Here is a 22,398-nt window from a genome sequence, read left to right as displayed (position 1 = left end):
GCCCGCCCGGCACGATGTGGGACATGGGGGAACCGAGCGGGCCAGCGCGGGGGAGTTGCCGCGCTATGCGAAATCAGCGGGTGCCGGAGCCGAGGCAGTAATCGCAGCGGTGGATTACGCCGCTCTCGCCCCGTACATAGTCGTAGTGGTCCTGAACGATGCGCTGGCCGTGGCATTGGGGGCAGGGCAGGTCGCCGGGGTGGAACTCACCGCGCGGCGGGCCGTTGTGCTTATCAAGGAGGGCGTGAAGCCTCGTCGCGTCCTCCCGTTCCCAGATGAGCCTCTGCGCATCGATCTCCAGCGAACGGTCATGCCAGGAAGGGCGCGCATCTGCTGTGGGGGCTGCGCGCCAGTGCTTCATCGCGAGGCACCCGGGAGAGCGTCCACCAAAGCATCAGAGCGGGCAGCCAGACCGCGAAGGGTAGTAATCTCATCGCGAGGGCGCTGCGCCTTGCGGGCTTCGGAGAAAGCGCGGTGCGCTGCTTCGTTCAGCGCGCGGAGGGTGTCAGCGTAGCCCATCAGTGCACCCGGATCGCCTGGGCCTCGACAGGAGCAAAGCCCCGGAGGCGGTTGTGGCCGAACACGGTGAGCGGTGCAGGCAGGGTGACGTCACTCACCGGGCGGGCCCGATAGGCGCGGTATTCTTCAAGCAGCGCGGCGCGGATAACGGCGCCAGCCGGGGTTACAGAGAAGTCGGTCTTGCGGGGCATTTCGGATCTCCATCTGGGGTGTCAGGCGGCTCGTGTGTCGCGCCCTGATGAGATGAAGATGCACATTATGCATCACAGCGTCAATACATTTTATGCACATTGTGCATCAGAATTTTCACAGCCGTATATAAGCAAAAAGCCCGCCGAAGGGGCGGGCTTTGGGCGGATTGTTTTGGGCAGTTACGTCACGCGTTAGGAATGAACCTGATCATAATCCCAACTGCAGCAATGATGAAGCCAGTCACTGCTAGTAGCCCTCCCCAACCGGGCAACATGCCAACCTTTCCCTTGAGTTCAGCGACATCAGATCTCAGAGCCTTAAGGTCTGACCTGACTTCACTCATGTCTTCCTCAAGTCTTTTCACCCTTGCTTCTAGCATGGCGGCACCTCCGTTTCCTCCCCCCGAGCCGCGGCCCGCAGGGGACGGGAATGAGTGAATGTTATCATTAGATGTCATCGAAGCCCATCCACTTCAATAAAGGAGAAAGGTTAAACAAACGCAAATATCCACATACCCGACACGCTTGGGATAGTTGCTGATCTCTGATGTAAAGGTGGTGCCCCATAAAAAGAACCTTCTCTGGGTTCTCCAGGTGGGAGGCGGGGCCGAACTGTGATGATGCCCCGCAGGCCGTGCAGGCTTGATTAGCCGGCATGCCAATATGCTTAAAGAATTCGTTGATATTCTGTGCACTTATGGAGACGTGGTGGTCTCGGTCGCTTACTGATGTCATGCTCTCCCCCACTTTATTCTAACATCTCACGGCCTCATGCGATTCCGCAACATATCGAGGGGTAAAGTTGGCACTGGGAGTTGACAGCCCTGCACCTGTTCCTGCTATGTTCTCATTATCGAGCCGGGCAATGACACCGAACCGCCAGCATAAGCTGCCGCATGACCCGATCTGCAGATTATGGACTCCCGCGCCAACGGGAGCGCTTATGTTTCAAAAGATGGAGTTAAGATGCGCGGTTACGGCAGGTCACAAGAAAACCCAACCCCTTCACGGGAGGTTGGGTTCGAACAAAAACTCTCTGGGCTCTCAGATGCTCAACTGAGTTGGTTTATTCGTCGTGCTCAGGAGGAAGGGCTGCTGCCTCTTCCGCAAGTTTCATCAACAGCCTGCGCCCACGCTCATCAGCGTTACGGTATGCTCTGACCAGGGCTATCTCGGCCACATCGCGATCTTCGGCAAAGATATCCTCCAAGGTGACGCCCAGCACTTGGGCGCACAGCTTGTAGGTATCGAGTTTCGCCGTGTGATGCATGGTTTCGGCACGCTGAATTGTCGACTGATCAACGCCAGCCAGCGCGGCAAGTTCGCGCTGTGACATCTTTCTGGCGGCTCTGATGTGTTTCAAATTCATGCACAAATCATGCATCATGTGCATGTGTGATGCAAATGCACCACGTGCATTAATGCTGTTGACTGATTGATGCATATCGTGCATCTTAATCCTCATGTCAGATTTCGCAAAATTTCTCGAAGAGAACGGCCTGTCTCACCGCGATTTTGCGCGGTCCGTCAGTGTTGACCCCAGCATTGTTTCTCGACTTGCGGCAGGGAAAATGATCCCCAGCTTGCGTCTTGCGGCGCGAATTGAGCGGCAAACCCGCGGAGCAATTCAGGCGACAAGCTGGGTTAAAGACGAGCCTTCCTCCTTTCGGGGTGGTAGGTAATGTTGCACAACATGCATCACAAATGGCCGTTAATCGGCCGTTTTCAAGGCCGCAAGCCGCAACGGGGCGCTTAAGTGTGGGCCCTTGTCGCCTCTGCCAAGCGCCTGGCTGCCGTGGTTATCGGCTGCCCGGACTGCTCTCAGAGCAAAAGCAGCGCGGCTATGTCTGGGCCTGTCTCGCCCACGTCGACGCTGTCGAACAGCTTTGGTCCGAGCGTCGATCTGGGACGCCGGGCCGAGCGCCAGTGCAATCGCAACCCCGATCTGGTGGCCCGGTATCTCGACCGGCACCGGATCCTCGCCAGGGGAGCCTGATCTGATGCGGATCGTGCTCCCCTGGCCCCCGACCGCGCTGTCAGCCAATGGCAGCCAAGGCGACTTCCGAGGCAAGGCCCGCGCGGCCAAAGCCTACAAGGCAGATTGCGTTGCTCTCTGCCGGGAGCAGGGTAAGGGGCTTCGCAGCCTCCCGGCCCCTGCCATTGTCGCCAATGTATCGCTGACCTTCTGCCCGCCTTCGGGCCGGAGGTATGACCTCGACAACATGCTCAAGCGCATGAAGCACGGCCTCGATGCGGTGGCGGAAGCCATCGGCGTGGATGACGCGGACTGGCGCTCCATGACGCTCCTGCGCGGTGATCCGAGCAAGAGCGGCGGCGTGATCGTCGAGATTAACCCGACGCACCAGGAGTTGATCCCGTGAGCAATACCGTTCACGCCATTTGCAAACATCGCAGGGTTGGGCGGGCTGTGTCTAAGACCGTCCTGCTGCTCATGGCTGACTTCGCCAGCGATGATGGCACTGGCATCTGGGCCAGCAAGCCGAACATGGCTGCCGATCTGGAGATCAGCGAGACAGCCGTGCGTGATGCAATCCGCCACCTGATGGCAGAGGGCATCATTTCAGAGGTTGGCCAGCGCAAGCATCAGAACGGCTACACGGTCGAGTACCGGATCGATCTGGCGCGCGTTTCGGCACTGCCTGTCACCCGCGAAAACGCCCCGGTTCTGACCCCTGCGTCTCCCGCACCCCTGCGCCAGACGCACCCCACCCCTACGCCTCCCGCACCCCAAGACCTACGGGAGACGCAGGTAAACCATCATAGAACCATCATAGAACCACCAGAAGGCAATACGCCCGCGGAGCAGGTGACGCGAAAGCCTCCCAAGCGAGCCAGCGCCCTCCCCGAAAACTGGGTGCCTTCTGACCGAAATCTCGCAGACGCCAGATCCCGCAATTTCACCGACGAGGAAATCCATGAACAAGCCGCTGCTTTCCGTGATCACCACCTCGCCCGCGGAACAACCTTCAAAGACTGGGACGCCGGCTGGCGGATGTGGCTTGGCAATGCTCGTCGCTTCGCCCGACCTGCCGCAGCACGCAACGCCCGAGCTCGCTCAGCGCATGATGTCATGCTCGCAGGCTTTCAAAGCGCAGCGCTGCGAGACCGAAGCTGATCTGAAGGCCGTGAGCCAGGCAGCGGATTACCTCGGCCGCCCGGCGCCCCGGAAGTGGATCGCTGGCCGCGTGGTCTCGCTTCTCAGCCATTACTTCGTGAGCCAGCAGGACGAGACGCTGGCCGCTGCCGTGGCCGAGGATTGGTGCGCGATGCTGGCGGACTATCCGGCCTGGGCCATTGCCAATGCCTGCCGCTGGTGGATGAGCCGTGAGAACCCGCGCAAACACTGCAAGCCGCTGCCGGGCGACATTCAGGACCGGGCGCATATCGAGATGGAGCCGGTCCGCGCTGCTCGGATCACCATCGCCCGCGGCGTGGCCCTCCCGAAGCCGCAGCCTGCAGCCCGGCCGGAAATCACCGAGGAAGAACGCGCCCGCCGCGCTGCTGTCGTCGCGAGCCTCGGCCTGAAACGCATCGGAGGTGAGGCATGAGCGACACCGTCACCATCCACAACGGCCACTGCAGCTACCACGGCCCGGCAGACAAGGCCCCGGCGTGGGTTATCCCTGCGCCAATGACCAGCTTCGAGGACACCACCCACGCATGGGAGGAAGGCTACCGGGCGGGGCGGAGCGATGTGCAGAATTTGCACAATGCCCGCCTAGGCTATGCCCAGAGGATCCACCAAAAGCTGCAGCGGTTTGCCGAGTGCGCCGATGATAGTGAGGGCGTCGATATTGGCCGGGGTTGGCTGGACGCCCTGACCACGATGGGACTGATCGAACGGTCTCAGCGTAGCCCGGCACAGTGGGCGCTGACGGAAGTGGGTGAGTGTGCTCTATCCGCCGCGCCTGCAGTGAAGCAGGCCGCCCAAAGCCCAGCGGTGCAACAGGCGCTCTATCTCGCCCGCGATGCCCGCCCTGCCGGATATGCTTTGGCGCTTAAGCGGATCGAGCTCCTACTCGCTGGCATTGCCCAGCCCGCCGCGCCTGCGGTGAAGGTGAAGCCGCTGGTGTGGGATACAGACCGGTTCCGCACCCAGTGGACCGTATGCGGGCTGTACCATTACCAGAAAAGTCAGTTGTCTGATCGTTATTGCATCAAGTGGGCGCAATGGCCGCTGCGGGACGAGGGGGGCGCCACCATTTGGCACGACACGATCGAAGCCGCAAAGGCCGCCGCCCAGGTTGATTACGAGGCCCGTATTCTCTCCGCTCTGGAAGGGGGTGATGCATGATCTTCGCCCGCATCATGTTCCTGTTCGGGATGTTCACAGCAACCGCGCACGGCTTCGGCTGCCTGTTCCTGGGCTGGGAGTTCACCGCAGCAGAAACGGCGATGAATTACGCTGGGTCCATCCAGATCATGGTCATGGCTATCGGGTTGGGCCTGCTTTTCCCGATCCGCCGCAACGAACAGGAGGTCCGCGAGTGAGCATCACCATCTACACCGCCCCAATCGTCATTGCAGGCGACCTGATCTGGTCCGGCATGCGCCCTGACATGATCAAGCGCGCTATCGAGGAGGTGTGAGGGGTGAGACGTATCATCACGCACGCGCTCGCTGCGTACGTCGGGGCGGGTTTGTCGCTGGGCCTAGTCATGGCGCAGGTACTCCCTCTGACCGCTCTGGGAGTGGCTTTCTACACGGCTACTTGGCCGCGGCAGATCTACTGTGCGCGTGTCGAGGCGCAGCATTGTTTTGGGTCGCCAGAGGATGTGCCGATCTGGCTGCTGTCCGTGCTCTTTGAAGCTGGCGCCGTAAAGTCGGAGCAGGGCCACTAAGGCCCGCCCATAAAAACACCACAGGACAGTGAGACATGAACGCTATGACCTTCCCGAGCCGCAAAGGCCGAAAGGCGAAGGCTGCCCCGGTCACGCTCCCGCAATGGGACCGCGGCGCAGAGGGCCCTGCAAACCAGATCCGTCTGCGGGTCGAGCCTGCCACGGCTGAAGACAAGGAAACGGGCAGGGAGGTGCTGACTGGTGGCAAACGGAAGCGCCGGCAGACATGGGTTCAGCTCTATGCCCGCAAAGGCGACCTGACCGAGACCCAGCTTCTGGCAGCAGAACGCCTGGCCCGTGCTGCAGAAGGCTTCCCGGACCGCGACCCGCTGGCTGCCATCTTCGGGGGCAAGGCAACGGACGGCTTTGACCCGCAGGCTGCCAAGGTCGACGCTCGCGAGCAATTTCGAAGGGCATGGGCAGAAGTGCCTGCCGCCAGCAAGCCCGTGATGCAGCGCGTGGTGCTGGAGGATCAGCCAGTCTGGCACGGGAACATGCCGCAGCGGGAGCGCCACATGCAGCGGCTTCGGGCAGGGCTGGACGCAATCAGTTGACAGGCGCGTCTAAAGGTGCCAGAAATGAAAAATCGCCAGAGGCGCGACCGAGAAAGGTTGCATCTGGAGCCGCCCGAAGCAGAGCCCCTGCCTCGGGCGCATTACATCTTACGCGATAGATCGAGCCGCCTTGTTTTAATTTGATAGCGGTAGATACTCTAGGCTGTATTCAGCCAGGAGAAGTAAGATGCAGTTTATTGAGACGGAGCGGGGGCTTCTGTCAGTAGCCGATATCAATGAGATCCGGAGGCTTGAGTCAGGCTACGGTGAGGCGATTTTTAATAAAGGCAATAACCGAGCGCAGACTCACGACAAATATCAAGATTTAGTGGAATTCATGGGGCCAGTGATAGCCGATACTACGGGCATCTTTGGCTTAATGACCACCCATGACAGCGAAACCGATGAAGTCGTTGGATGTAGTAGGATACCAATTGTCGCGTGGCGTTTGACTGCAGTAGGTGCGCGGCCAATCTTTGCGGATAACAATAACCACGATGCTATTCTTTATCCGTCGGGCGAAGTTGAATGTCATTTCAATTTTTATAATGGCGTCGAGGAATTCCTTGAGCAGATGGAAGAAAACCGGAAAAGAAAATCTGGCCAGTGATCACCTAACTAATTGATAATAAATGCCATGACGCCCGAATGGAAAACTCCGCTCGGGCGCTTTGCGTTTCCGGCTCTGCGCGGTCTCATCTCCGCAGCATCCGGGTTTGAGTCCAGCTACAGCTGGCCGGGAGGACGGCCTATCCCGTCGTCATCCTCAAGAGGAGTGTCCGATGAAGGCTTGGAGCGCCATTCGCCCTATGAAGCGGGCTTACTTAGTCAGCCTGTTTTCGGTAGCTCTTAGCGCTACCTCCATCGCTCTGTCCCTGTGGTCGGGCGGTTACTTAGGTTGACCGTCAAGCCATTCCCAGTCGAGCTTAAGATCTGATGGAGCCAGCTTCGACTTTGAATAAATCAGCGGATATACTGCGTCACCGCCCGATGGCTGGCGGTGTGGCGTGCCAAACACTTCGATGCTGTATCCCAATCTAATTTTGGAGCGGAACGCGTCACTCGGGAGTGGAAACTGAAGCGGCCGATCATAGGATGGTTTGTCCGGATCTTCTAAGCTAGGCCGATCTGAAATCAGAACGCCGCGACGCGCTGCAATCGCATTAATCTTGAGCCTAGCTGTTGGCTCCAAATTCCTGATTGTGACGCGTGTTTCCCAATAACCCTCGATGTCAACATATCCTCCGCCACGAAGTGGACTTCCGATCATTCTTCTTAGTGGGTTAGAGCTTAAAACCTCCAAAATCGGCGATTTTCTTTTCATCCTTTGAGCATCCTGCACTGCCATTCGCCGCGTATAAAACGCGCTGGCAGTCGCAGCGCAGAAGCTCAGGATAGAAATCAGCAGAGCCCAATCCACTTTTTCCATAGTTGCCCTTTAATCGATGGTATAAATTCGAGACAGCGTGCGCGCGGCAACTGGCGCCTCTTAAAATTTTCCCCCTTCCAGCGACACGCCTCCCTGCGGTCCCCTTCCGGGCGTTCGGCTTTGGCCACTTCGCGGGTAGCAGGCGTGTCTCTTGAAGGGGATCAGGCCCTGTAGTGAATCAGAGGATCTTCAGATCGAGTCATCGCCTCATGGCTGGCCCAGAGCGTGAAGGCCTGAATTGGCGCGTAACTCTCAGGTCTGATCTTAGTGCCAGTATTTGAAACAAGCTCGTGGTATAGGACGGAGCTCACGCCTTCGGGCGATGCGCCTACACGCAAGATGATCCCCTCGCTAGTAAGCGCTAAAGGGAAATCCCAATCGGCATATTTAGAGCTGGCTTGACCGACTGCGCCAACTCGAATGAATGGCTTCACGAGCCGCGTGACATGCCGCGACCTGAAGCGACTCCAGCAAGTCGAAACCGCCCTGCCGCTCGGATCGATGTCGGCCAGCACAAGACTATCCTCTTTGGGCGGGTCGCTAAGCACGAGGCTCAGGCATCCATCGGACACCTTGATCCAATCTCCAAGCTCGACCTTGCTCGACAAAACAAACTCATAGTCGCAGTCCATAGCGATCTCCCCTGGCGAACTTCGATCAAACTAATCGCGCTATGATTTAATTCAAAGCAAATCGCAGGCGGAGGTTGATTGATGGCTCTGGCACCCGGCCGCCACGGCCTCCCGAGGTCAGGGTCGGCGCACAAGCCCGTCCCCCGTCACAAACCAAAGGCACGTGAGGATCGCGGCAGCGCCCGCGAGCGTGGCTACACTGCAGAGTGGGAGCGCTTCCGCCTGCAACAACTGAGGCAGCAGCCCCTGTGCGAGTACTGTCTGGCCGATGGGCGCGTGGTGCCAGCCACAGTGCTCGACCATGATCTGCCCCACGAGGGCGACCCGGATCTGTTCTGGCGCAACACATTCACCAGCCTGTGCAAGCGACACCACGATGGCGAGAAGCAACGGGCAGAGGCCCGGCTCACCGGTGAGGCGCTGCTGGCGTGGGTAAGGAAACGAAAGGGCAAGGATGAGAGCTCTCAACGGATTTATCGAAATGCCGGGTGGCGTGATCATTGGCCCCAACGGACGAGACGCACTGCGCGTGGCTGTTGATGAGCTGACCACAGCTGAGGCGGGCCGCATCACACGGACAGTCATCGCTGCACTGAACGCTGAGTTCGGCCACGAAGCCGAGACTGTTGAGGTTACGGTCGACACTCGCGAACTGGGGGAGACGGTAGCACAAGCCGTTGCCGACAAGATCAAAGCCGCGCTGCCCGGCATCGTAGCTTGCGGCAGCCGCGCGAGATGAGCGCACAGCCGGCGCTCAATGCTGCGGGGCAGCACGATGCTGCAGTGCCGCTATTTTATCACTCCCATACGACCTGAAACTCTGACCCCGAAAAATCGGCCGATCTGAGGGCGGGGGGAGGGTCAAAGTCCAGGACATTCTGTTCGGGACCGGCGATGGGCGTCACCTTTTTGCGCGTGCAAAATGAAAACATTTTTTTGGAGGTCGGAATGGCGGGCAGGAAGCGCAAACCTGACCACCTGAAAGTGGTCTCCGGAACTGCCCAGAAGAGTCGGATGAATCCGCAAGCGCCGGCTGCAAACAAGGGGTGTGCTGTCGCTCCGGCGTGGCTCTCAGGTCGGGCAGCCGAGATCTTCGACCAGATCAGCGGGACCTTGCACGGCATGGGGATCGCCTCCCCGGATGATATGCACGCGCTGGCTATTTGCGCGTCCCGGCTGGAAGAGATCGAGATCCTCACCATCGTGGTCGAAGATGAGGGCCGGACCTACACCAGCGACGGCGGGCTCGTAAAAGCACGACCCGAAGTGTCGATGCGCAACGAAGCCATGCGCCACGCTCAAAGCCTGTTGGCAGAGTTCGGCCTGACACCCTCGGCGCGCTCCAAGGTCAGCGCAGGCAAGGCCCCGGAGGCCAACCCATTTGCAGGGCTGGATGATGCGATATGAGAAGGGCTCAGGCGAGGTATTTCCGCCAGTGCTGCTCAGAGACGATGTTGATGGGAACACCCCTGTCGCGCCATTCAGCGGCCTGCATGATTTTGTTACCGAATGAGGAGAACTTCCAGCTCTCTGTCGCGTACTCACCGATCACGAGATAACGGGTCTTTTGGGTCAAGTTCCCGCAAATCGCCCCCAAGGCCGCAGCCGCAGTTTCGCATTCGTGTCGTTTGCCAAACACAAATGTTCCGGTGAAGGAGATGCGGGCATCCGTGAAATTGAGCGCAGGCGCGGGTACGCACAAAGGAAGTGAGGTAGCCTTAAGCACTTCACCCAGCTCAAAGTCGTTTGCAGTCAGGGATGTCATAATAGCTGTGAGGTCGGTCCTCTCCTCCTCACTGATCAGCCCATCCGCAACGGCTTCTTTGACCCGCTGAACCAGCCTGGAGACGAGTGGATTGGTCTGCGCGGCTTCACTGGCCACCAGGTACTTATGCAGAAAGTGAATCTCATGATCGCTCAGATGGCCATCTGCCAGTAACCCCCTGGCGAGCCCAATGACTTCATGAGTTTGTTTTTCATTAATTCGCTGGCCCAGAAATTGTCCCGCCCGTGCTGCATCCGTCATGATTCCCCCCGTTTTCTCCACGCTCTCAACGTCGCCGCTTGGTGAGCGTTGTGTCAATCAAAGCGGCACGAGAGGGCGGCAAGACTGAAGGTCTTCGACATGAAGGTTGGATATGCCGCGACCGCTGAGGCCTACGCGCGTGACGTGATCGCAGGGCGCATCCCGGCGAACAAATACATCCGCCTCGCCTGTCAGCGTCACCTCGACGATCTGGACTGGCAGTCGGACAAGGATTTCAAATTCACCTTCGATGCGAAGAAGGGCGCAAAGGTCGCCAAATTCATCGAGATGATGCCCCATACCAAGGGCAAATGGGCGGCGAAGGGCGAGAAACTCAGGCTGCAACCCTGGCAGATCTTCTTTATCGTCGCGGCCTTTGGCTGGGTCCGGAAGAAGGACGGGCTCCGGCGCTTTCGCAAACTGCTCCTGCTGGTGCCCCGGAAAAACGGGAAGTCGGCGCTCGCGGCCGGGATCGGTCTTTACATGCTGGTGGCAGACGGTGAGCACGGCGCGGAAGTTTATTCCGGCGCCACCACTGAGAAACAGGCATGGGAGGTGTTCCGCCCCGCGAAGCTGATGGCCCAGAAGTCGCCGGCGCTACTCAGCCACTTCGGCCTGAGCGTGAACGCAAAGAACCTGCACGTTCTGGGCAATGGCTCTCGCTTCGAGGCTGTCATCGGGACACCGGGGGACGGGGCTTCGCCCAGCTGCGCCATCGTCGATGAGTATCACGAGCACCCGACCGACGTGCTCTACTCGACCATGGAAACCGGGATGGGCGCGCGTGAACAGCCGCTGATGCTGGTGATCACCACGGCGGGCGACAATATCGCGGGCCCTTGCTACTCGATGCAGCAGGAAGCCCAGGCGATGCTGGAGGGCACGCGGGCGGATGATGAGCTTTTCGCGCTGATCTATGGCGTTGATGAAGGCGACGACTGGACGGACCCACAGGTGCTGCGTAAGGCCAACCCGAACTTCGGGATCTCGGTCTTTGAGGACTTCCTGCTGGCGCGTCAGTCGGAGGCCATGACCAGCCCCCGCAAGGCGGGGGCGTTCAAGACCAAACACCTCAACATCTGGATCTCGGCAAAGGAGGCTTACTTCAACGTCCTGCGCTATCAGGCTGCCGCAGATCCGAAACAGAACGGCGCGCCGGTCAGCCTCAGCCAGTTTGAGGGGCAGGAATGCATCATCGGCATCGACCTTGCCGAGAAGACCGACCTCACCGCTGTTGAGCTGACCTTCCGCCATCTCGATGGCTATGCGCGCTTCGGCTTTTATTATCTGCCGTCCGAGACCATCGAGCGGCCGGAGAATGAGCATTTCCGGACATGGCGCGATGAAGGCCTGCTGATAGAAACCGAAGGCGCGGTCACAGACGACCGGGAGATCCTCGCGGATATTCTGGAGTTTTGCGCCCGCTTCAAAGTGCGGGAGGTCGCCTTTGACCCGCTGCACTCGCGGCAGATGGCGGTGGAGCTGATGGAGCAGGACGTGGCCTGCATCGACTTCCCGAACCGGCCCACCTTCATGAATGAGCCGATGCGCAAAATGGATGCGCTGATCGTTGACCGGAAGCTTTACCACGACGGCTCCGCGCCCTTCGCCTGGATGCTCTCCAATGTGGTGAGCCGCTCGCGGACAAGCGACATCCACAGCCCGACCAAACAGCGGGCTGAGAACAAGATCGACGGGCCGGTGGCCTGCATGATGGCCCTCGGTCGCTGGCTTCTCGATGAGGAGGGCGCCGGGAACCTCGATGACTTCCTCTCTGACCCGGTGGTGAGCCTTGGCTAATATTCCTCAACGCCTGCGTGCCGCGGCGCGGCTGATCACCGGCAAGGTGGATCCGGTCCGGCACGTCAAAATGGACCCGGTGGTTCGCCCCACCGGGACATCAACCGTGGCGCGCAAAACGGTCACCGTCGACAGCGCCATGCAGCTCTCGACCGTCTGGGCCTGCATCCGCCTGATCTCAGAGACGGTCGCGACCCTGCCGCTGGTGCTCTATGAGACCTCGGACGACGGGCAGCGCATGGTGGCAATGAATGACCCGCTGCATCCCCTGCTGCTGCGCGCGCCCAATGCCGACAATACGGCGGTCGAGTTCTGGGAAGGTGTGACGATCTCGCTTTGCCTCTTCGGCAATGCCTATGCCCGCAAGGAGATGATGGGCGCCCGGCTGATCGCCCTGACTCCGCTGGCAGCGGATAAGATGGCGGTGAGCCGGAACACCCAAGGGGCGCTGGTCTACCGCTATACCGGCAAGGAAGCGAAGGGCGAATATCGCGAGGATCAGATATTCCACGTGCGCGGGTTTGGCGGGGCGGGCGATACCGGCCTTTCGCCCATCGCTTTCGCGCGCCAGACCATCGGCACCGCGATTGCGACCGAGGAGCTGGCGGGTTCTATCTTTGCCAATGGTGCGCGGCCCTCGGGTATCCTCACGTCAGAGCAGCTCCTGAAGCCCGATCAGCGCCAGCAGCTGCGCGAGAACATCGTCGAGCCCTTTATCGGATCGGAGAAGGCCGGCGGCATCATGGTGCTGGAAGCGGGGCTGAAATTTCAGACCGTCACCATGACACCGGAGGACAGCCAGTTCCTGCAGACCCGGGCGTTTCAGGTCGAAGAGATCTGCCGCTGGTTCCGGGTCCCGCCCTTCATGGTCGGCCATACCGAGAAAAGCACCAGCTGGGGCTCCGGGCTGGAGCAGCAGCTTATTGCATTCCTGACCTTCGCTCTCGGCCCCTACCTTCGCCGGATCGAACAGGCGGTTCAGCGCAGCCTGATCGCCCCCGAAGCGCGCGCGCGTCTGAAGCCGGAGTTTAAGGTCGAAGGCCTGCTGCGGACCGACAGCGCTGCCCGCGCCGGCTTCTACACCGTCATGGTGCAAAACGGGATCATGACCCGAAACGAGGTGCGGCGGCTGGAAAACCTGCCGCCCATGGACGGCGGGGACACCCTCACAGTCCAGTCGCAAAACGTCCCGCTCGGCAAGCAGCCGCAGGAGTAATTCACATGCACACCAAAGCGTTTGACCTGCACGTCAAAGACGTGTCGGAGGAGGGCACGTTTGTCGGCTATGGCGCGGTCTTCGGCAATCTCGACCGGGTCGGTGACATCATCGACCCCGGCGCCTTTGCGAAGTCTCTCGCGCGCCACACCCGCGAAAAGACCAGCCCCCTCATGCTGTGGAACCACAACCCCTCGGAGCCCATCGGGGTCTGGGAAGATCTGGAGGAGGACGGCAAAGGGCTGCGCGGCAAGGGGCGTCTCGTGCTCGAAACCACCAAGGGCCGCGAAGCGCATGCGCTCCTGAAAGCCGGTGCGGTGCGCGGCCTTTCCATCGGCTATCGCACCATCAAGGGCGAGCCGTCGGGCAACGCCTATAAGCTCAAAGAGGTCGATCTTGTGGAGATCAGCCTCACGGCAATGCCCGCGAACCCCAAAGCCCTGATCACCGGCGTGAAGTCGGAAGCGCTGGCCGCCGATCTTGAAGAGTTTGCGCGACGCCTGCGCGACGGCGAGCCGCTGCCGGTGAAGAATTTTGAGGACATCCTGCGCGAGGCAGGGGTTCCGAAAGCCATGGCCACACAGATCGCCTCTGTCGGCTATGCGAAAGCCATTCGGGGTGAGCCCGAGGGTAAGGCGAATGAACCGGAACTGACCGCGCTGAAAGAAGCGCTGGCGTCCCTCAAATCCCTGTCCAGCTAAGGATCACCCAAACATGGACGACATCAAACAACTGGCCGTCGAGCTGAAGACCGCAGCCGACGAAGTGAAGCGCGTGGCCGAAACCACCAACACTGAGGTCAAGAACCTCGGCAAGGTGACGGCAGAGACCAAACAGAAGGCCGACGAGGCCATGGTCAAGCACAACGAAATTGCGGCGCGTACCACCGAAATTGAGCAAAAGATGGCGCGCGGTCCGCAGGAGCCCGAGCAGCGCAAATCCTTCGGCGCCCGCGTTGTCGAAACCGACGACGTCAAGAATTTCATGGCCTCCTCGCGCCGTGGCAGCGTCTCGATCGATGTGAAGGCCATCATCTCGTCGCTGACCACCGATGCCAATGGCTCGGCCGGCGATCTGATCGTGCCCGACCGGCGCGGGCTGATCGATCCGGTGCAGCGCCGCATGACCATTCGCGACCTGCTGACGCCGGGCAACACCAGCTCGAACGCGATCCAATATGTGAAAGAAACCGGCTTCACCATTGCGGCCGCGACCCACACGGAAACGGCGGGCACCCGCAAGCCGCAGTCCGATATCAAATTCGATCTGATGACGACCGGCGTGACGACCATCGCGCATTGGGTGCAGGCGACGAAGCAGATCCTCGACGATGTGCCCATGCTGCAAAGCTACCTGGACGGGCGGCTGCGCTATGGCCTGATGTACAAAGAAGAAGATCAGCTTTTGAATGGGGATGGTTCGGGGACTGAACTGAACGGCATCTTCACGCAGGCCACCACCTTCAGCTCACCGATCACCGGGCTTGCCGGTGCCACCAAAGTCGACGTGATCCGCCTTGCCATGCTGCAGGCCTTCCTCGCGGAATATCCCGCAAACGGCATCGTGCTGCACCCGACTGACTGGGCAGGCATTGAACTGACCAAGGACATGGGCGGCAACTATCTGATGTCAGACCCCTCGGGCAGCATCGCCAAGCGTCTGTGGGGCCTGCCGGTGATCGACACCCAGGCGATGGTCGCAGACGACTTCCTTGTCGGGGCCTTCCAGCTTGGCGCGCAGGTCTTCGATCGCGAAGAGGCCACCGTCACCATCTCGACCGAAGACGACCAGAACTTCACGAAAAACCTCGTGACCATTCTGGCCGAAGAGCGTCTGGCGCTCGCGGTGTACCGCCCCGAGGCCTTCATCAAGGGCTCGTTCGAAGACGCGCTCGACGATGTGACCGCCTGACCAGCCCGACCGCAGCAGCGGCCCTGAGGGGCCGTTGCTTCCCATGCGAGCAGGAGACGCAAATGCGCACCAAGCATGACCACAAACGCAACTATGCCAATGTGATGGGCTATCTCGGCGAACATGGCGAATTGCCTGCTGCGCCGACCTTCACCTCTGAGGGGGTGATCACCGGCACGTTGAAAGTGGGGCAGACGATCCACTACACAGCCTCGACCTACAAAGGGCACCCCGATCCGGACTATACCGCCGTCTGGCTGACCGATGGCGAACCCGGAGAGCCCGTGGACGAGGCCGGGCTTTATCTCGATACCGAGCACATCGGTGCCGTCATCGGCGTGCGGGAGCGGCTTCGGAACAGCCAGGGCAGGGCCGTGTATGAGTATCACGCTCTCGCGCCGATCCCCGACCCCGACGCTGAGGTATAGCCATGTCGCTGACCCCGCTATTACTCTTCAAAGAACACCAGAGGCTGAGCGGCGATGACGATGAGCTGGCCCAACATTATCTCGATGCCGCAGAGGAGGCGATCTCTCAGCGCATTGGCGTTGCACTCGGTGACGGTGAGGGCCAGCAGGCTCTGACCTCTGCGCTGAAATCGGCGGCCCTGCTGTGGGCTGGTCACCTTTACGAGCACCGTGAAGCCGTGGTCACCGGCACAATTGCCACCAGCCTTCCGCTGACAGTTGATGCGCTGATCGCCCCCTATCGCAGGTGGGATCGGGAGCAAACCAGGTGAGCGCGGGCGCGCTGGACCGGCGCATCGCCATCCGCCGTGCGGCCCTGACGAATACAGGGCTCGGGACCGTCACCACCTGGTCCGAAATCGCCACCCTCTGGGCGTCCCGCAAGGATGCCTCAGATGGTGAAAAGGCCGTGGCCGGGACCGTGCAGAGCACTGTGGTCTCTCGCTTCGTGGTGCGGTCCTCAGTGATGTCGCGCGGCATCAGACCGACGGATCGCCTCACCGAAGGCGGGCTGACTTACGAGATCACCGGGATCAAAGAAGTCGGGCGCCGCGACCGGCTGGAGATCACCGCAGAGGCGAGGCTCGATCATGAAGATAACAATCAGGACCAAGGGCTTTAAAGAAATCGAGCAGGCGCTGAAGGGCATTGAAAAGAAGGCCACCGCAAAGGTCGTCATGCGCAGATCCCTGATCAAGGCAGCGAAGCCGGTCGCGGACAAGGCGCAGGCTATGGCACCCAAAGGGCCTAAGCCAGAACTGTCCCCTTCGGTAGGGGTGAGCACAAAGCTCTCTAAGCGGCAAAAGAAGCTGCACCGCAAAGCTTTTCGGAGCGACAAAGCCTCCGTCGAAGTGTTCGTCGGGGCCGGGCCGTTGTCGTCGGCGCACAACCAGGAGTTCGGCAACGAAAACCACGTAGCGCAACCCTTCCTGCGCCCGGCCTGGGATGCCGAGGGGCGCGCCACCCTGGATCGGCTCGGCGATGAAATGTGGCGACAGATTGAGGCACAGGCCCGCCGAACGGCCAAAAAGAACGGCTGGGAGGTTTGAGCCATGGATGAAGATCTTTGGTATCTGCTGCGCTCAGACGCGGCCGTATTTTTACACATGAAAGAAAGGATCTTCTGGGGCCGCGCGCCGCAGGGGACGGCCTATCCCTATCTGGTCCTCACCCTTGTGGGCGGCGGAGAGGGGGCGGATCTGGCGGGGCCTGACGGGCTTCACGAATACCGTGTGCAGATCGACAGCTATGCGCCCGATCGGGGCGACGCGCGGGCGCCCTCGCGCGCGATTGCCGCTCTTCTGAACGGCTATTCAGACGACAAGTTCCGGGGCGTCTTTCTTGAGGGCACCCGCGAGACCAGCGCGGAGGCGGCCAGCGGTCGCCCCTGCCGATTTTCTCAGGATTTCAACATTTTCTGGAGGGCCTGATATGGCTAAATCAAAAGCTTCGATTGGCTTTAATTCGAAGTTCGGCATCAAAGGGGCCGGCGACACCTATGTCATGGTGGCGGAGGTCGTCTCGATCTCAGTCCCGAACATGAGCCGCGAGACGATCGACGTCACGCACCTCGGGTCGGATGATAAAACAAAGGAGTTTATCGCCGGGCTGAAAGAAACCGGCGAGGCGGTGATCACCATCAACTTTGTGCCCATGGTGGCCGATGTGCTGGTGACGGCCTTTGAGGCTGAAGAGGGTGACTATCGTATCCTGTTTCCCAGCGGCACCACCGCGCTCGATTTCCACGGCATCCCGACTGAATACGCCATCGGCGAGCTGGTGAAGGACGACAAGATGTCGGCCACCTTCACCGTGAAGGCCTCGGGCAAGGCCACCCTCACCACTGTCTCCGCAGGTTAATCCATGGCCAATCCGTTTAAGGGCGAGATCGCCCTGACCCACGCCGGGCGCAACTGGACGCTGCGCCTCGACTTTAACGCGCTGTGCGACTTTGAAGGCGAGACCGGCAAGAATGCTCTGCAGGCTCTGGAAGGCCTCGAGCGCGGGGACGTCACCGCCAGCGATCTGCGCGCGCTGATGTGGGCGGGCCTGCGGCAGGAAGCCCCCGAGATCGATCTGCAGACCGCAGGCCGCATCCTCGGGGAAAATCAGGATGCCCTGATCCGCGCGGCCACCGCTGCCAGCCCGGAGGACGAACCGGGAAACGCCCCGCGCCCGCGCGGGAAAGCGCGGGCGAAATAAACTACCTCTCCCTGCTGTCGGACTATGTGGCGGCGGGGTTTGATCCGGACGGCTTCTGGCAACTGACCCCGCGCCTCTTCTCGGCCCTGATGCGCGGGGCCAGGGGCCGGATCGAGCTGCAGATTGATCTGCAGAACCGGCTGGCATGGCAGACGGCAGCGCTCTCAGGTGCGGCCTTCGTGGGCAAGCTCCCGGCCTTTGAGAAGGTCTTTCCGGAGCACGGCGGCAGGGAAGTCCAGCCTCAGACGCCCGAGCATCAGGAAGGGTTCCTCCGGGCGCTCGCCGCAGCCTGGGGCGCAACCGCGATCGAGGCTGCCTAGCCCGATCTTCAACAAATCCCCCGGAGGCCTGACATGGCATCTTCTGTGATTGGCGCTCTGCGCGTTAACCTTGGATTGGATAGCGCTCAATTCAGCAGTGGCATTAAAAAAGCTGACGGCCAGATGTCGGGCTTTCACAGCTCGCTGGTCAAAATGGCAAAGTCTGCCGGGGGGCTGCTGGCGGGCTACTTTGCCGTCAACGCGATCAAGGATGCGGCTGATAAATGGTCGGATCTGTCCTCGCGTGTCGGCATGGCCGTGGGGAGTCTGGCACTGGCCCCTGAGATTATGGACCGGATCTCTAAGATGGCGCGGGCCAGCTATTCTGATCTGGGTCAGACCGCTGAGGCCTTCATTGCAAACCGCACCGCGCTGGCGGATCTCGGCTATACCACCGACAAGCAGCTCGATTACACCGAAGCCCTCAACAATGCTCTGGTGGTGTCGGGCGCAAAAGGTGAGCGCGCGGCCAGCGTCCAGAACGCGCTTGCAGTCGCCATGGCGACCGGCAAGCTCTCAGGCGATGGTCTGAACTCGGTGCTGGCGCATGGCGGGCGCGTGGCTCAGGCGCTGGCCGATAAGCTCGGCACCACGGTGAGCGGGCTACGCGCTGTCGGATCTAAGGGCAAGATCACCGCCTCGGTGATCTCGGGTGCGCTGATCGGCAGCCTCGAGCAGCTGCGCGAGGAAGCTGCAGAGATGCCCGCGACCATCGGGGATGGCTTCACGCTGCTCTCTAACGCCTTCCTGCGCCTGATTGGCGTTTTTGATCAGGTCTCCGGGGCGTCGGGGAGCGTGGCCAATGCTCTGGTGACGATCGCGGATGGCATCGAATGGGTCGCGAGTGCGATCTCGGATAACTCCGGCGTGATCATTCTTGCGCTGCAATCGCTGGCAGGGATGGCAGCGGTGGTCGGTGTGGCTTTTGCCACCCGCTATGCGGTCAGCATCGGCGTGACGGCTGTGGCTGCCATGCGCGGAGCCGTACAGCAAAGCATCGCGCTGGAAATGCGCCTTGGCGCGCAGAGCCGTGCGGCGGCACTGGCCGGGGTTTCGGTCAAGCTGCTGGCGGGTGCATGGAACACGCTTAAAGCAGCTATTCTGCCGACACTCTTTGGCGCACTTGTGGTTGGTGCGGGCACCCTCGTAGGCGCGCTCATGACCCTGACCAGCAAAATGGGAAGCTTCTCGGCGGCCTGGGGGCTGGTGACTGAGGTGGGCGGTCAGGCGTTCTCGCGGCTGCATTCTCACCTCATGGCCATGAGTTCCCGGGTTCAGGCGGTCTGGCTGGTGATTAAGGCCGGGGCGGTGGAGATCTTCTCCGGCATCGTCGTGGCGGGCGTCGGCTTCGCCAATCGCTACATCGGTGTCTGGCGCGGTGCGATCGATGTTGTGAAAGTGCTCTGGGACAGCCTCCCGACAATCGTCGGGGCAGCGGCGATCGGTGCGGCCAATGCGATGATCTCTGCGGTGGAGACCATGCTGAAAGGTCTCGCAGGCGCGATTGACAGCTTTGCTGCCAGCATCTCTGACAGCTGGATCGGGGATAAGCTCGGGCTGCCTAAGCTGGATCTGGCGGGCAAGGTCAGGCTCGATGAGTTTGACAACCCCTATGCAGAGCAGCTGAAGGGGCTCGGCGCAGCAGCCTCCGGCGCATTTATCGAGGGCTTCAATACCAACACTTTTGACCCCAGCGGCATCACCTCGGGGCTCGAGGGCGTATCGGAAAGCCTGCGCAGCGAGTCTGCCGCCTGGCGCGAGGCGGGCAAGATGCTGGAGGCGGAAGCCGCCCGTCCGATGCCTGCCTGGCAGAAGATGAAAGATCTGCTGTTCGGCGTCTCGACGGAAGCGGCAGCGATCCCGCCTGCGATCATTCCTGCAGGCGATGCTGTCGCTGCGGCAGGCAAGAAGGGGAAGGAAAAGATCTCCGACCTCGCCAAGGTCATGAAGGCCCTGCGCGAGGAAGCCGAAAAGCTTTCCGCCACCATGAACATGTCGACGCTCGATGCGGAGATCTGGGACAAGCAGCGCGCGGCAGGGGTGCAGGCGCAAAGCGTCCAGGGCCAGCAGATCGCCGGGCTGGTGACGCAGATCGACCGCATGAAGCAGCTGAAGGAGGCCACGGAAGAATGGCGCAGCTCGATCACCGGAGCCTTTTCCAATTTCATCACGCAGGGCGGCAGCTTCAAAAAGGTGCTCTCGAGCATCATCGCGAAGCTGGCGGAGATGCTGGCGCAAAAGGCCTTCACCTCGCTGCTCGGTAACGGCACGGCAGGCGGCGGCTTCCTCACCGGCGTGATGAAAATGTTCGGCTTTGCCAACGGGACGCTCTCCGCGCCCGGCGGCTTCGCCCGGGTGCATGAACGGGGCGGCGAGATCATGAACCTGCCACGCGGCACGCAGGTGATCCCGCATGACATCAGCAAGCGCATGGCCGACAGCATGGCCGCTCAGGGTGGAGCCAGCGTCCTGCAGGTGCAGCTCTCGCCCGATCTGGTCGGGCAGATCCTGCAAAAAGCTGAGCGGCAATCGGTGCAGATCGTTCAGGCCGCAGATCGCGGGCTGAACGACCGCGTGAAAGACATCCTGGCAGATCCAAGGAGGTATTAATGACGTCCTTTCCCTATGCGCTCGCAGCCCTGACGGATCATCTGCGCGCCGCAGAGGCGACGCAGGAGCTGAGGCGCTTCGATGAGCAGTCCGGCAGCGGCGACGGGCGGGTCTGGGCTCAGGAGCTCGCCCGCCCGCTCTGGCAGGCCGGTATCAAACTGGTGCCCTGCAGGACGCTCGAAGCGCGCCGGATCGATGCCCTGCTGCGCTCGCTGGCCGGTTCGCAGGGGACCTTTCTCTGGGCGGATCCGTCCTATGCGCCGCCCTATGATCCGGGCGATGCGGTGGTGGTATCGGCCATCGCTTCAGATCGCGCGAGCGTCACGCTCACCGGCCTGCCGCCGCATTACGTCCTGCGCCCCGGTGATCGCTTCTCGGTCGCCTGGGGCGGCGGCCGTCAGTATCTGGCGGAGGTCTCAGATGAGACATGGGCCTCCAATACCGGTGTGGCCTCCGGCGTGGCGGTCTATCCTTACCTGCCCCTCGGGATCTCGGCCGGGGCCTCGGCCAATCTCCTGCGCCCGGTGATGACCGCCTTTGTCCCGCCCGGTGGTCACACGCCCTTCACCTCTCTGCCCGGCGGCATTTCGTCGGGCGGCGCGCTGCAGCTGCTGCAACGGATTTAACCCATGCGCTTTTATGATCCGGCCTTTGCGGCCTCTCTGGCGGCGGCCCGGGAGGGCGGCATTGCGCCTGCGATGTTTGTGCATTTCGCCGCCCGCGATCGCGAGACCGGCGCGGTGGTATCGCTGAACGTCTGGTCGGGGGATGAGGATCTCACCCTGGCGCTGCAGGCCGCAGACGGCAGCACCGTTTCGCGGACCTATGTCGGCGGCTGCGGGCTGCGGGTCGAGGATATTGTCTACAGCGCCGATCTCAATGACCGGCCCGTCTCGGTGACGGTCTCGCAGATCGCGCCCTTCGCGCAACTGCTCGCGCGGGGCCATGATCTGCGGCTCGCCCATTGCGAAATCCACGCCACCACCTGGACGCGCGGCGCGCTGACCTCAGCCCCGCAGATCGAATGGATCGGCATTGTGGACGCCGGGCCGATCTCGACGCCCTCGGCGGGCAGCGAGGGCGGGGTCACGATCACCATCCGCTCTGAGCTGATGACGCAGCTCCTGGCGATTAACCCGGCGAAGTCCTCCGATGAGCATCAGCGGCGGCGCTCGCTGCTCGACACCTTCAGCCGCTACTCGGCCAGCATCCGATCGAGGTCTGTGCAATGGTTCAAAGACTGACACGCCGGTCTGACTGGCGCGGGCGGCTCAGCGCAGAGTTGGACCGCCAGCGGCGCGCCCCCTTCGCCTGGGGGCGGCAGGATTGCGCCCTCGGCCTCGCGTCCGGCGCGGTGCTGGCGCTGACCGGCGAAGATCTCGCCGCTGCCTGGCGCGGGCAATATCGCAGCGAGCGCGGCGCTTTGCGGGCCCTGCGCGCCGCGGGGCATGAGAGCCTCGGCGCGGCGCTGGCGGCGCGGCTGCCGGAGATCTCCCCCGATGAGGCGGATCTCGGGGATATCGCGCTGGTCGCCTCAGAGGGCGCGATCGGCGAGGCGCTCGCGCTTTTCGACAGCGCCGGGCTGATCGCTCTTACCGAGCACGGCCAGGGTCGCATCCCGCGCGAGCGGGCGCTCAGAGCTTTTAAGATCGGATAACG

The 22,398-nt window shown here is 61.4% G+C and carries 32 protein-coding genes; 26 read left to right on the top strand and 6 right to left on the bottom strand.

Going from position 1 to position 22,398, the window contains the following annotated elements; translation table 11 throughout:
* Window positions 1-73 precede the first annotated feature (73 nt).
* The 3 genes from EG244_RS16020 to EG244_RS16010 all read right to left on the bottom strand — a co-directional run bounded on the left by EG244_RS16020 (window position 74) and on the right by EG244_RS16010 (window position 2,163).
* Window positions 74-361: a hypothetical protein gene (locus EG244_RS16020; protein ID WP_124966191.1), complete on the bottom strand. Its 288-nt coding sequence runs from the start codon at window positions 359-361 to the stop codon at window positions 74-76.
* A 157-nt stretch (window positions 362-518) separates the two neighbouring features.
* The gene (locus EG244_RS16015; protein WP_124966190.1) at window positions 519-710 is read right to left on the bottom strand and encodes a hypothetical protein; all 192 of its coding nucleotides are present in this window, start codon (window positions 708-710) and stop codon (window positions 519-521) included.
* Window positions 711-1,776: 1,066 nt separating this feature from the next.
* A complete protein-coding gene (locus tag EG244_RS16010; RefSeq protein WP_158617331.1) occupies window positions 1,777-2,163 on the bottom strand; it encodes a helix-turn-helix transcriptional regulator in 387 nt (128 codons plus the stop codon).
* 10 nt (window positions 2,164-2,173) lie between these two features.
* Here EG244_RS16010 and EG244_RS21530 point away from each other — a divergent pair, with 10 nt between their 5' ends.
* The 8 genes from EG244_RS21530 to EG244_RS15970 all read left to right on the top strand — a co-directional run bounded on the left by EG244_RS21530 (window position 2,174) and on the right by EG244_RS15970 (window position 6,736).
* Window positions 2,174-2,392, top strand: a complete 219-nt coding sequence (locus EG244_RS21530; protein ID WP_124966188.1) for a helix-turn-helix domain-containing protein — start codon at window positions 2,174-2,176, stop codon at window positions 2,390-2,392.
* A 318-nt stretch (window positions 2,393-2,710) separates the two neighbouring features.
* Complete coding sequence (locus tag EG244_RS16000) at window positions 2,711-3,091, top strand: RusA family crossover junction endodeoxyribonuclease (protein ID WP_124966187.1); 381 nt, start codon at window positions 2,711-2,713, stop codon at window positions 3,089-3,091.
* Complete coding sequence (locus EG244_RS15995) at window positions 3,088-3,846, top strand: helix-turn-helix domain-containing protein (protein WP_124966186.1); 759 nt, start codon at window positions 3,088-3,090, stop codon at window positions 3,844-3,846. Before EG244_RS16000 ends, EG244_RS15995 begins: the two co-directional genes overlap by 4 nt.
* Window positions 3,847-3,856: 10 nt before the next feature.
* The gene (locus EG244_RS15990; RefSeq protein ID WP_158617330.1) at window positions 3,857-4,279 is read left to right on the top strand and encodes a hypothetical protein; all 423 of its coding nucleotides are present in this window, start codon (window positions 3,857-3,859) and stop codon (window positions 4,277-4,279) included.
* Entirely contained in the window at window positions 4,276-5,025 is a 750-nt protein-coding gene (locus tag EG244_RS15985; RefSeq protein WP_124966184.1) for a hypothetical protein, read from the top strand. The genes EG244_RS15990 and EG244_RS15985 overlap by 4 nt, the downstream gene beginning before the upstream one ends.
* Window positions 5,022-5,222, top strand: coding sequence for a hypothetical protein (locus EG244_RS15980; RefSeq protein ID WP_124966183.1), 201 nt, complete (start codon window positions 5,022-5,024; stop codon window positions 5,220-5,222). Before EG244_RS15985 ends, EG244_RS15980 begins: the two co-directional genes overlap by 4 nt.
* A 385-nt stretch (window positions 5,223-5,607) precedes the next feature.
* Complete coding sequence (locus EG244_RS15975; RefSeq protein WP_124966182.1) at window positions 5,608-6,126, top strand: hypothetical protein; 519 nt, start codon at window positions 5,608-5,610, stop codon at window positions 6,124-6,126.
* A gap of 187 nt (window positions 6,127-6,313) precedes the next feature.
* Window positions 6,314-6,736, top strand: a complete 423-nt coding sequence (locus EG244_RS15970; protein WP_124966181.1) for a hypothetical protein — start codon at window positions 6,314-6,316, stop codon at window positions 6,734-6,736.
* 279 nt (window positions 6,737-7,015) lie between these two features.
* On the opposite strand, the gene EG244_RS15965 is transcribed toward EG244_RS15970, so the two are convergent.
* Together EG244_RS15965 and EG244_RS15960 are read right to left on the bottom strand one after the other, a co-directional pair.
* Window positions 7,016-7,555: a hypothetical protein gene (locus tag EG244_RS15965; protein ID WP_124966180.1), complete on the bottom strand. Its 540-nt coding sequence runs from the start codon at window positions 7,553-7,555 to the stop codon at window positions 7,016-7,018.
* 161 nt (window positions 7,556-7,716) lie between these two features.
* The gene (locus EG244_RS15960; protein WP_124966179.1) at window positions 7,717-8,187 is read right to left on the bottom strand and encodes a hypothetical protein; all 471 of its coding nucleotides are present in this window, start codon (window positions 8,185-8,187) and stop codon (window positions 7,717-7,719) included.
* A gap of 454 nt (window positions 8,188-8,641) precedes the next feature.
* On the opposite strand from EG244_RS15960, the gene EG244_RS15955 reads away from it, so the two are divergent.
* Together EG244_RS15955 and EG244_RS15950 are read left to right on the top strand one after the other, a co-directional pair.
* Entirely contained in the window at window positions 8,642-8,926 is a 285-nt protein-coding gene (locus EG244_RS15955) for a hypothetical protein (protein WP_124966178.1), read from the top strand.
* Between the two features lie 155 nt (window positions 8,927-9,081).
* Entirely contained in the window at window positions 9,082-9,594 is a 513-nt protein-coding gene (locus EG244_RS15950) for a phage terminase small subunit P27 family (RefSeq protein ID WP_124966177.1), read from the top strand.
* A gap of 7 nt (window positions 9,595-9,601) precedes the next feature.
* Here EG244_RS15950 and EG244_RS15945 read toward each other — a convergent pair whose 3' ends face one another.
* Window positions 9,602-10,213: a BRCT domain-containing protein gene (locus EG244_RS15945; RefSeq protein ID WP_124966176.1), complete on the bottom strand. Its 612-nt coding sequence runs from the start codon at window positions 10,211-10,213 to the stop codon at window positions 9,602-9,604.
* Between the two features lie 99 nt (window positions 10,214-10,312).
* Here EG244_RS15945 and EG244_RS15940 point away from each other — a divergent pair, with 99 nt between their 5' ends.
* From EG244_RS15940 to EG244_RS15865, 16 genes are all read left to right on the top strand, one after another.
* Window positions 10,313-12,013: a terminase large subunit gene (locus EG244_RS15940; protein WP_124966175.1), complete on the top strand. Its 1,701-nt coding sequence runs from the start codon at window positions 10,313-10,315 to the stop codon at window positions 12,011-12,013.
* Window positions 12,006-13,229, top strand: coding sequence for a phage portal protein (locus EG244_RS15935; RefSeq protein ID WP_124966174.1), 1,224 nt, complete (start codon window positions 12,006-12,008; stop codon window positions 13,227-13,229). The genes EG244_RS15940 and EG244_RS15935 overlap by 8 nt, the downstream gene beginning before the upstream one ends.
* 5 nt (window positions 13,230-13,234) lie before the next feature.
* The gene (locus EG244_RS15930; protein WP_124966173.1) at window positions 13,235-13,930 is read left to right on the top strand and encodes an HK97 family phage prohead protease; all 696 of its coding nucleotides are present in this window, start codon (window positions 13,235-13,237) and stop codon (window positions 13,928-13,930) included.
* A gap of 13 nt (window positions 13,931-13,943) precedes the next feature.
* Complete coding sequence (locus EG244_RS15925; RefSeq protein ID WP_124966172.1) at window positions 13,944-15,140, top strand: phage major capsid protein; 1,197 nt, start codon at window positions 13,944-13,946, stop codon at window positions 15,138-15,140.
* A 62-nt stretch (window positions 15,141-15,202) separates the two neighbouring features.
* Window positions 15,203-15,568: a hypothetical protein gene (locus EG244_RS15920; protein WP_124966171.1), complete on the top strand. Its 366-nt coding sequence runs from the start codon at window positions 15,203-15,205 to the stop codon at window positions 15,566-15,568.
* A 2-nt stretch (window positions 15,569-15,570) separates the two neighbouring features.
* Window positions 15,571-15,879 (top strand): head-tail connector protein, encoded by a 309-nt coding sequence (locus tag EG244_RS15915; protein ID WP_124966170.1) that lies wholly within the window; start codon window positions 15,571-15,573, stop codon window positions 15,877-15,879.
* Window positions 15,876-16,229, top strand: coding sequence for a head-tail adaptor protein (locus EG244_RS15910; protein WP_124966169.1), 354 nt, complete (start codon window positions 15,876-15,878; stop codon window positions 16,227-16,229). Before EG244_RS15915 ends, EG244_RS15910 begins: the two co-directional genes overlap by 4 nt.
* Entirely contained in the window at window positions 16,198-16,656 is a 459-nt protein-coding gene (locus EG244_RS15905; protein WP_124966168.1) for an HK97 gp10 family phage protein, read from the top strand. The genes EG244_RS15910 and EG244_RS15905 overlap by 32 nt, the downstream gene beginning before the upstream one ends.
* 3 nt (window positions 16,657-16,659) lie before the next feature.
* Window positions 16,660-17,037, top strand: a complete 378-nt coding sequence (gene gp17, locus EG244_RS15900) for a tail completion protein gp17 (RefSeq protein ID WP_124966167.1) — start codon at window positions 16,660-16,662, stop codon at window positions 17,035-17,037.
* Window position 17,038: 1 nt separating this feature from the next.
* Window positions 17,039-17,467 carry a phage tail tube protein gene (locus tag EG244_RS15895; RefSeq protein WP_124966166.1) on the top strand — a complete coding sequence of 143 codons (429 nt, stop codon included), beginning with the start codon at window positions 17,039-17,041 and terminating at the stop codon, window positions 17,465-17,467.
* 3 nt (window positions 17,468-17,470) lie between these two features.
* The gene (locus EG244_RS15890; protein WP_124966165.1) at window positions 17,471-17,809 is read left to right on the top strand and encodes a GTA-gp10 family protein; all 339 of its coding nucleotides are present in this window, start codon (window positions 17,471-17,473) and stop codon (window positions 17,807-17,809) included.
* Window positions 17,810-17,835: 26 nt separating this feature from the next.
* A complete protein-coding gene (locus EG244_RS15885) occupies window positions 17,836-18,129 on the top strand; it encodes a hypothetical protein (protein ID WP_124966164.1) in 294 nt (97 codons plus the stop codon).
* 33 nt (window positions 18,130-18,162) lie between these two features.
* Window positions 18,163-20,739: a tape measure protein gene (locus tag EG244_RS15880; RefSeq protein ID WP_124966163.1), complete on the top strand. Its 2,577-nt coding sequence runs from the start codon at window positions 18,163-18,165 to the stop codon at window positions 20,737-20,739.
* Window positions 20,739-21,365 (top strand): hypothetical protein, encoded by a 627-nt coding sequence (locus tag EG244_RS15875; protein WP_124966162.1) that lies wholly within the window; start codon window positions 20,739-20,741, stop codon window positions 21,363-21,365. The genes EG244_RS15880 and EG244_RS15875 overlap by 1 nt, the downstream gene beginning before the upstream one ends.
* A 3-nt stretch (window positions 21,366-21,368) precedes the next feature.
* Window positions 21,369-21,983: a hypothetical protein gene (locus EG244_RS15870; protein ID WP_124966161.1), complete on the top strand. Its 615-nt coding sequence runs from the start codon at window positions 21,369-21,371 to the stop codon at window positions 21,981-21,983.
* Entirely contained in the window at window positions 21,968-22,396 is a 429-nt protein-coding gene (locus EG244_RS15865; protein WP_124966160.1) for a DUF6950 family protein, read from the top strand. Before EG244_RS15870 ends, EG244_RS15865 begins: the two co-directional genes overlap by 16 nt.
* Window positions 22,397-22,398: the final 2 nt, after the last annotated feature.

The organism is Falsigemmobacter faecalis, assembly GCF_003863335.1.
Classification (GTDB): domain Bacteria; phylum Pseudomonadota; class Alphaproteobacteria; order Rhodobacterales; family Rhodobacteraceae; genus Wagnerdoeblera; species Wagnerdoeblera faecalis.
This window is presented reverse-complemented; position numbering and strand designations above follow the sequence as displayed.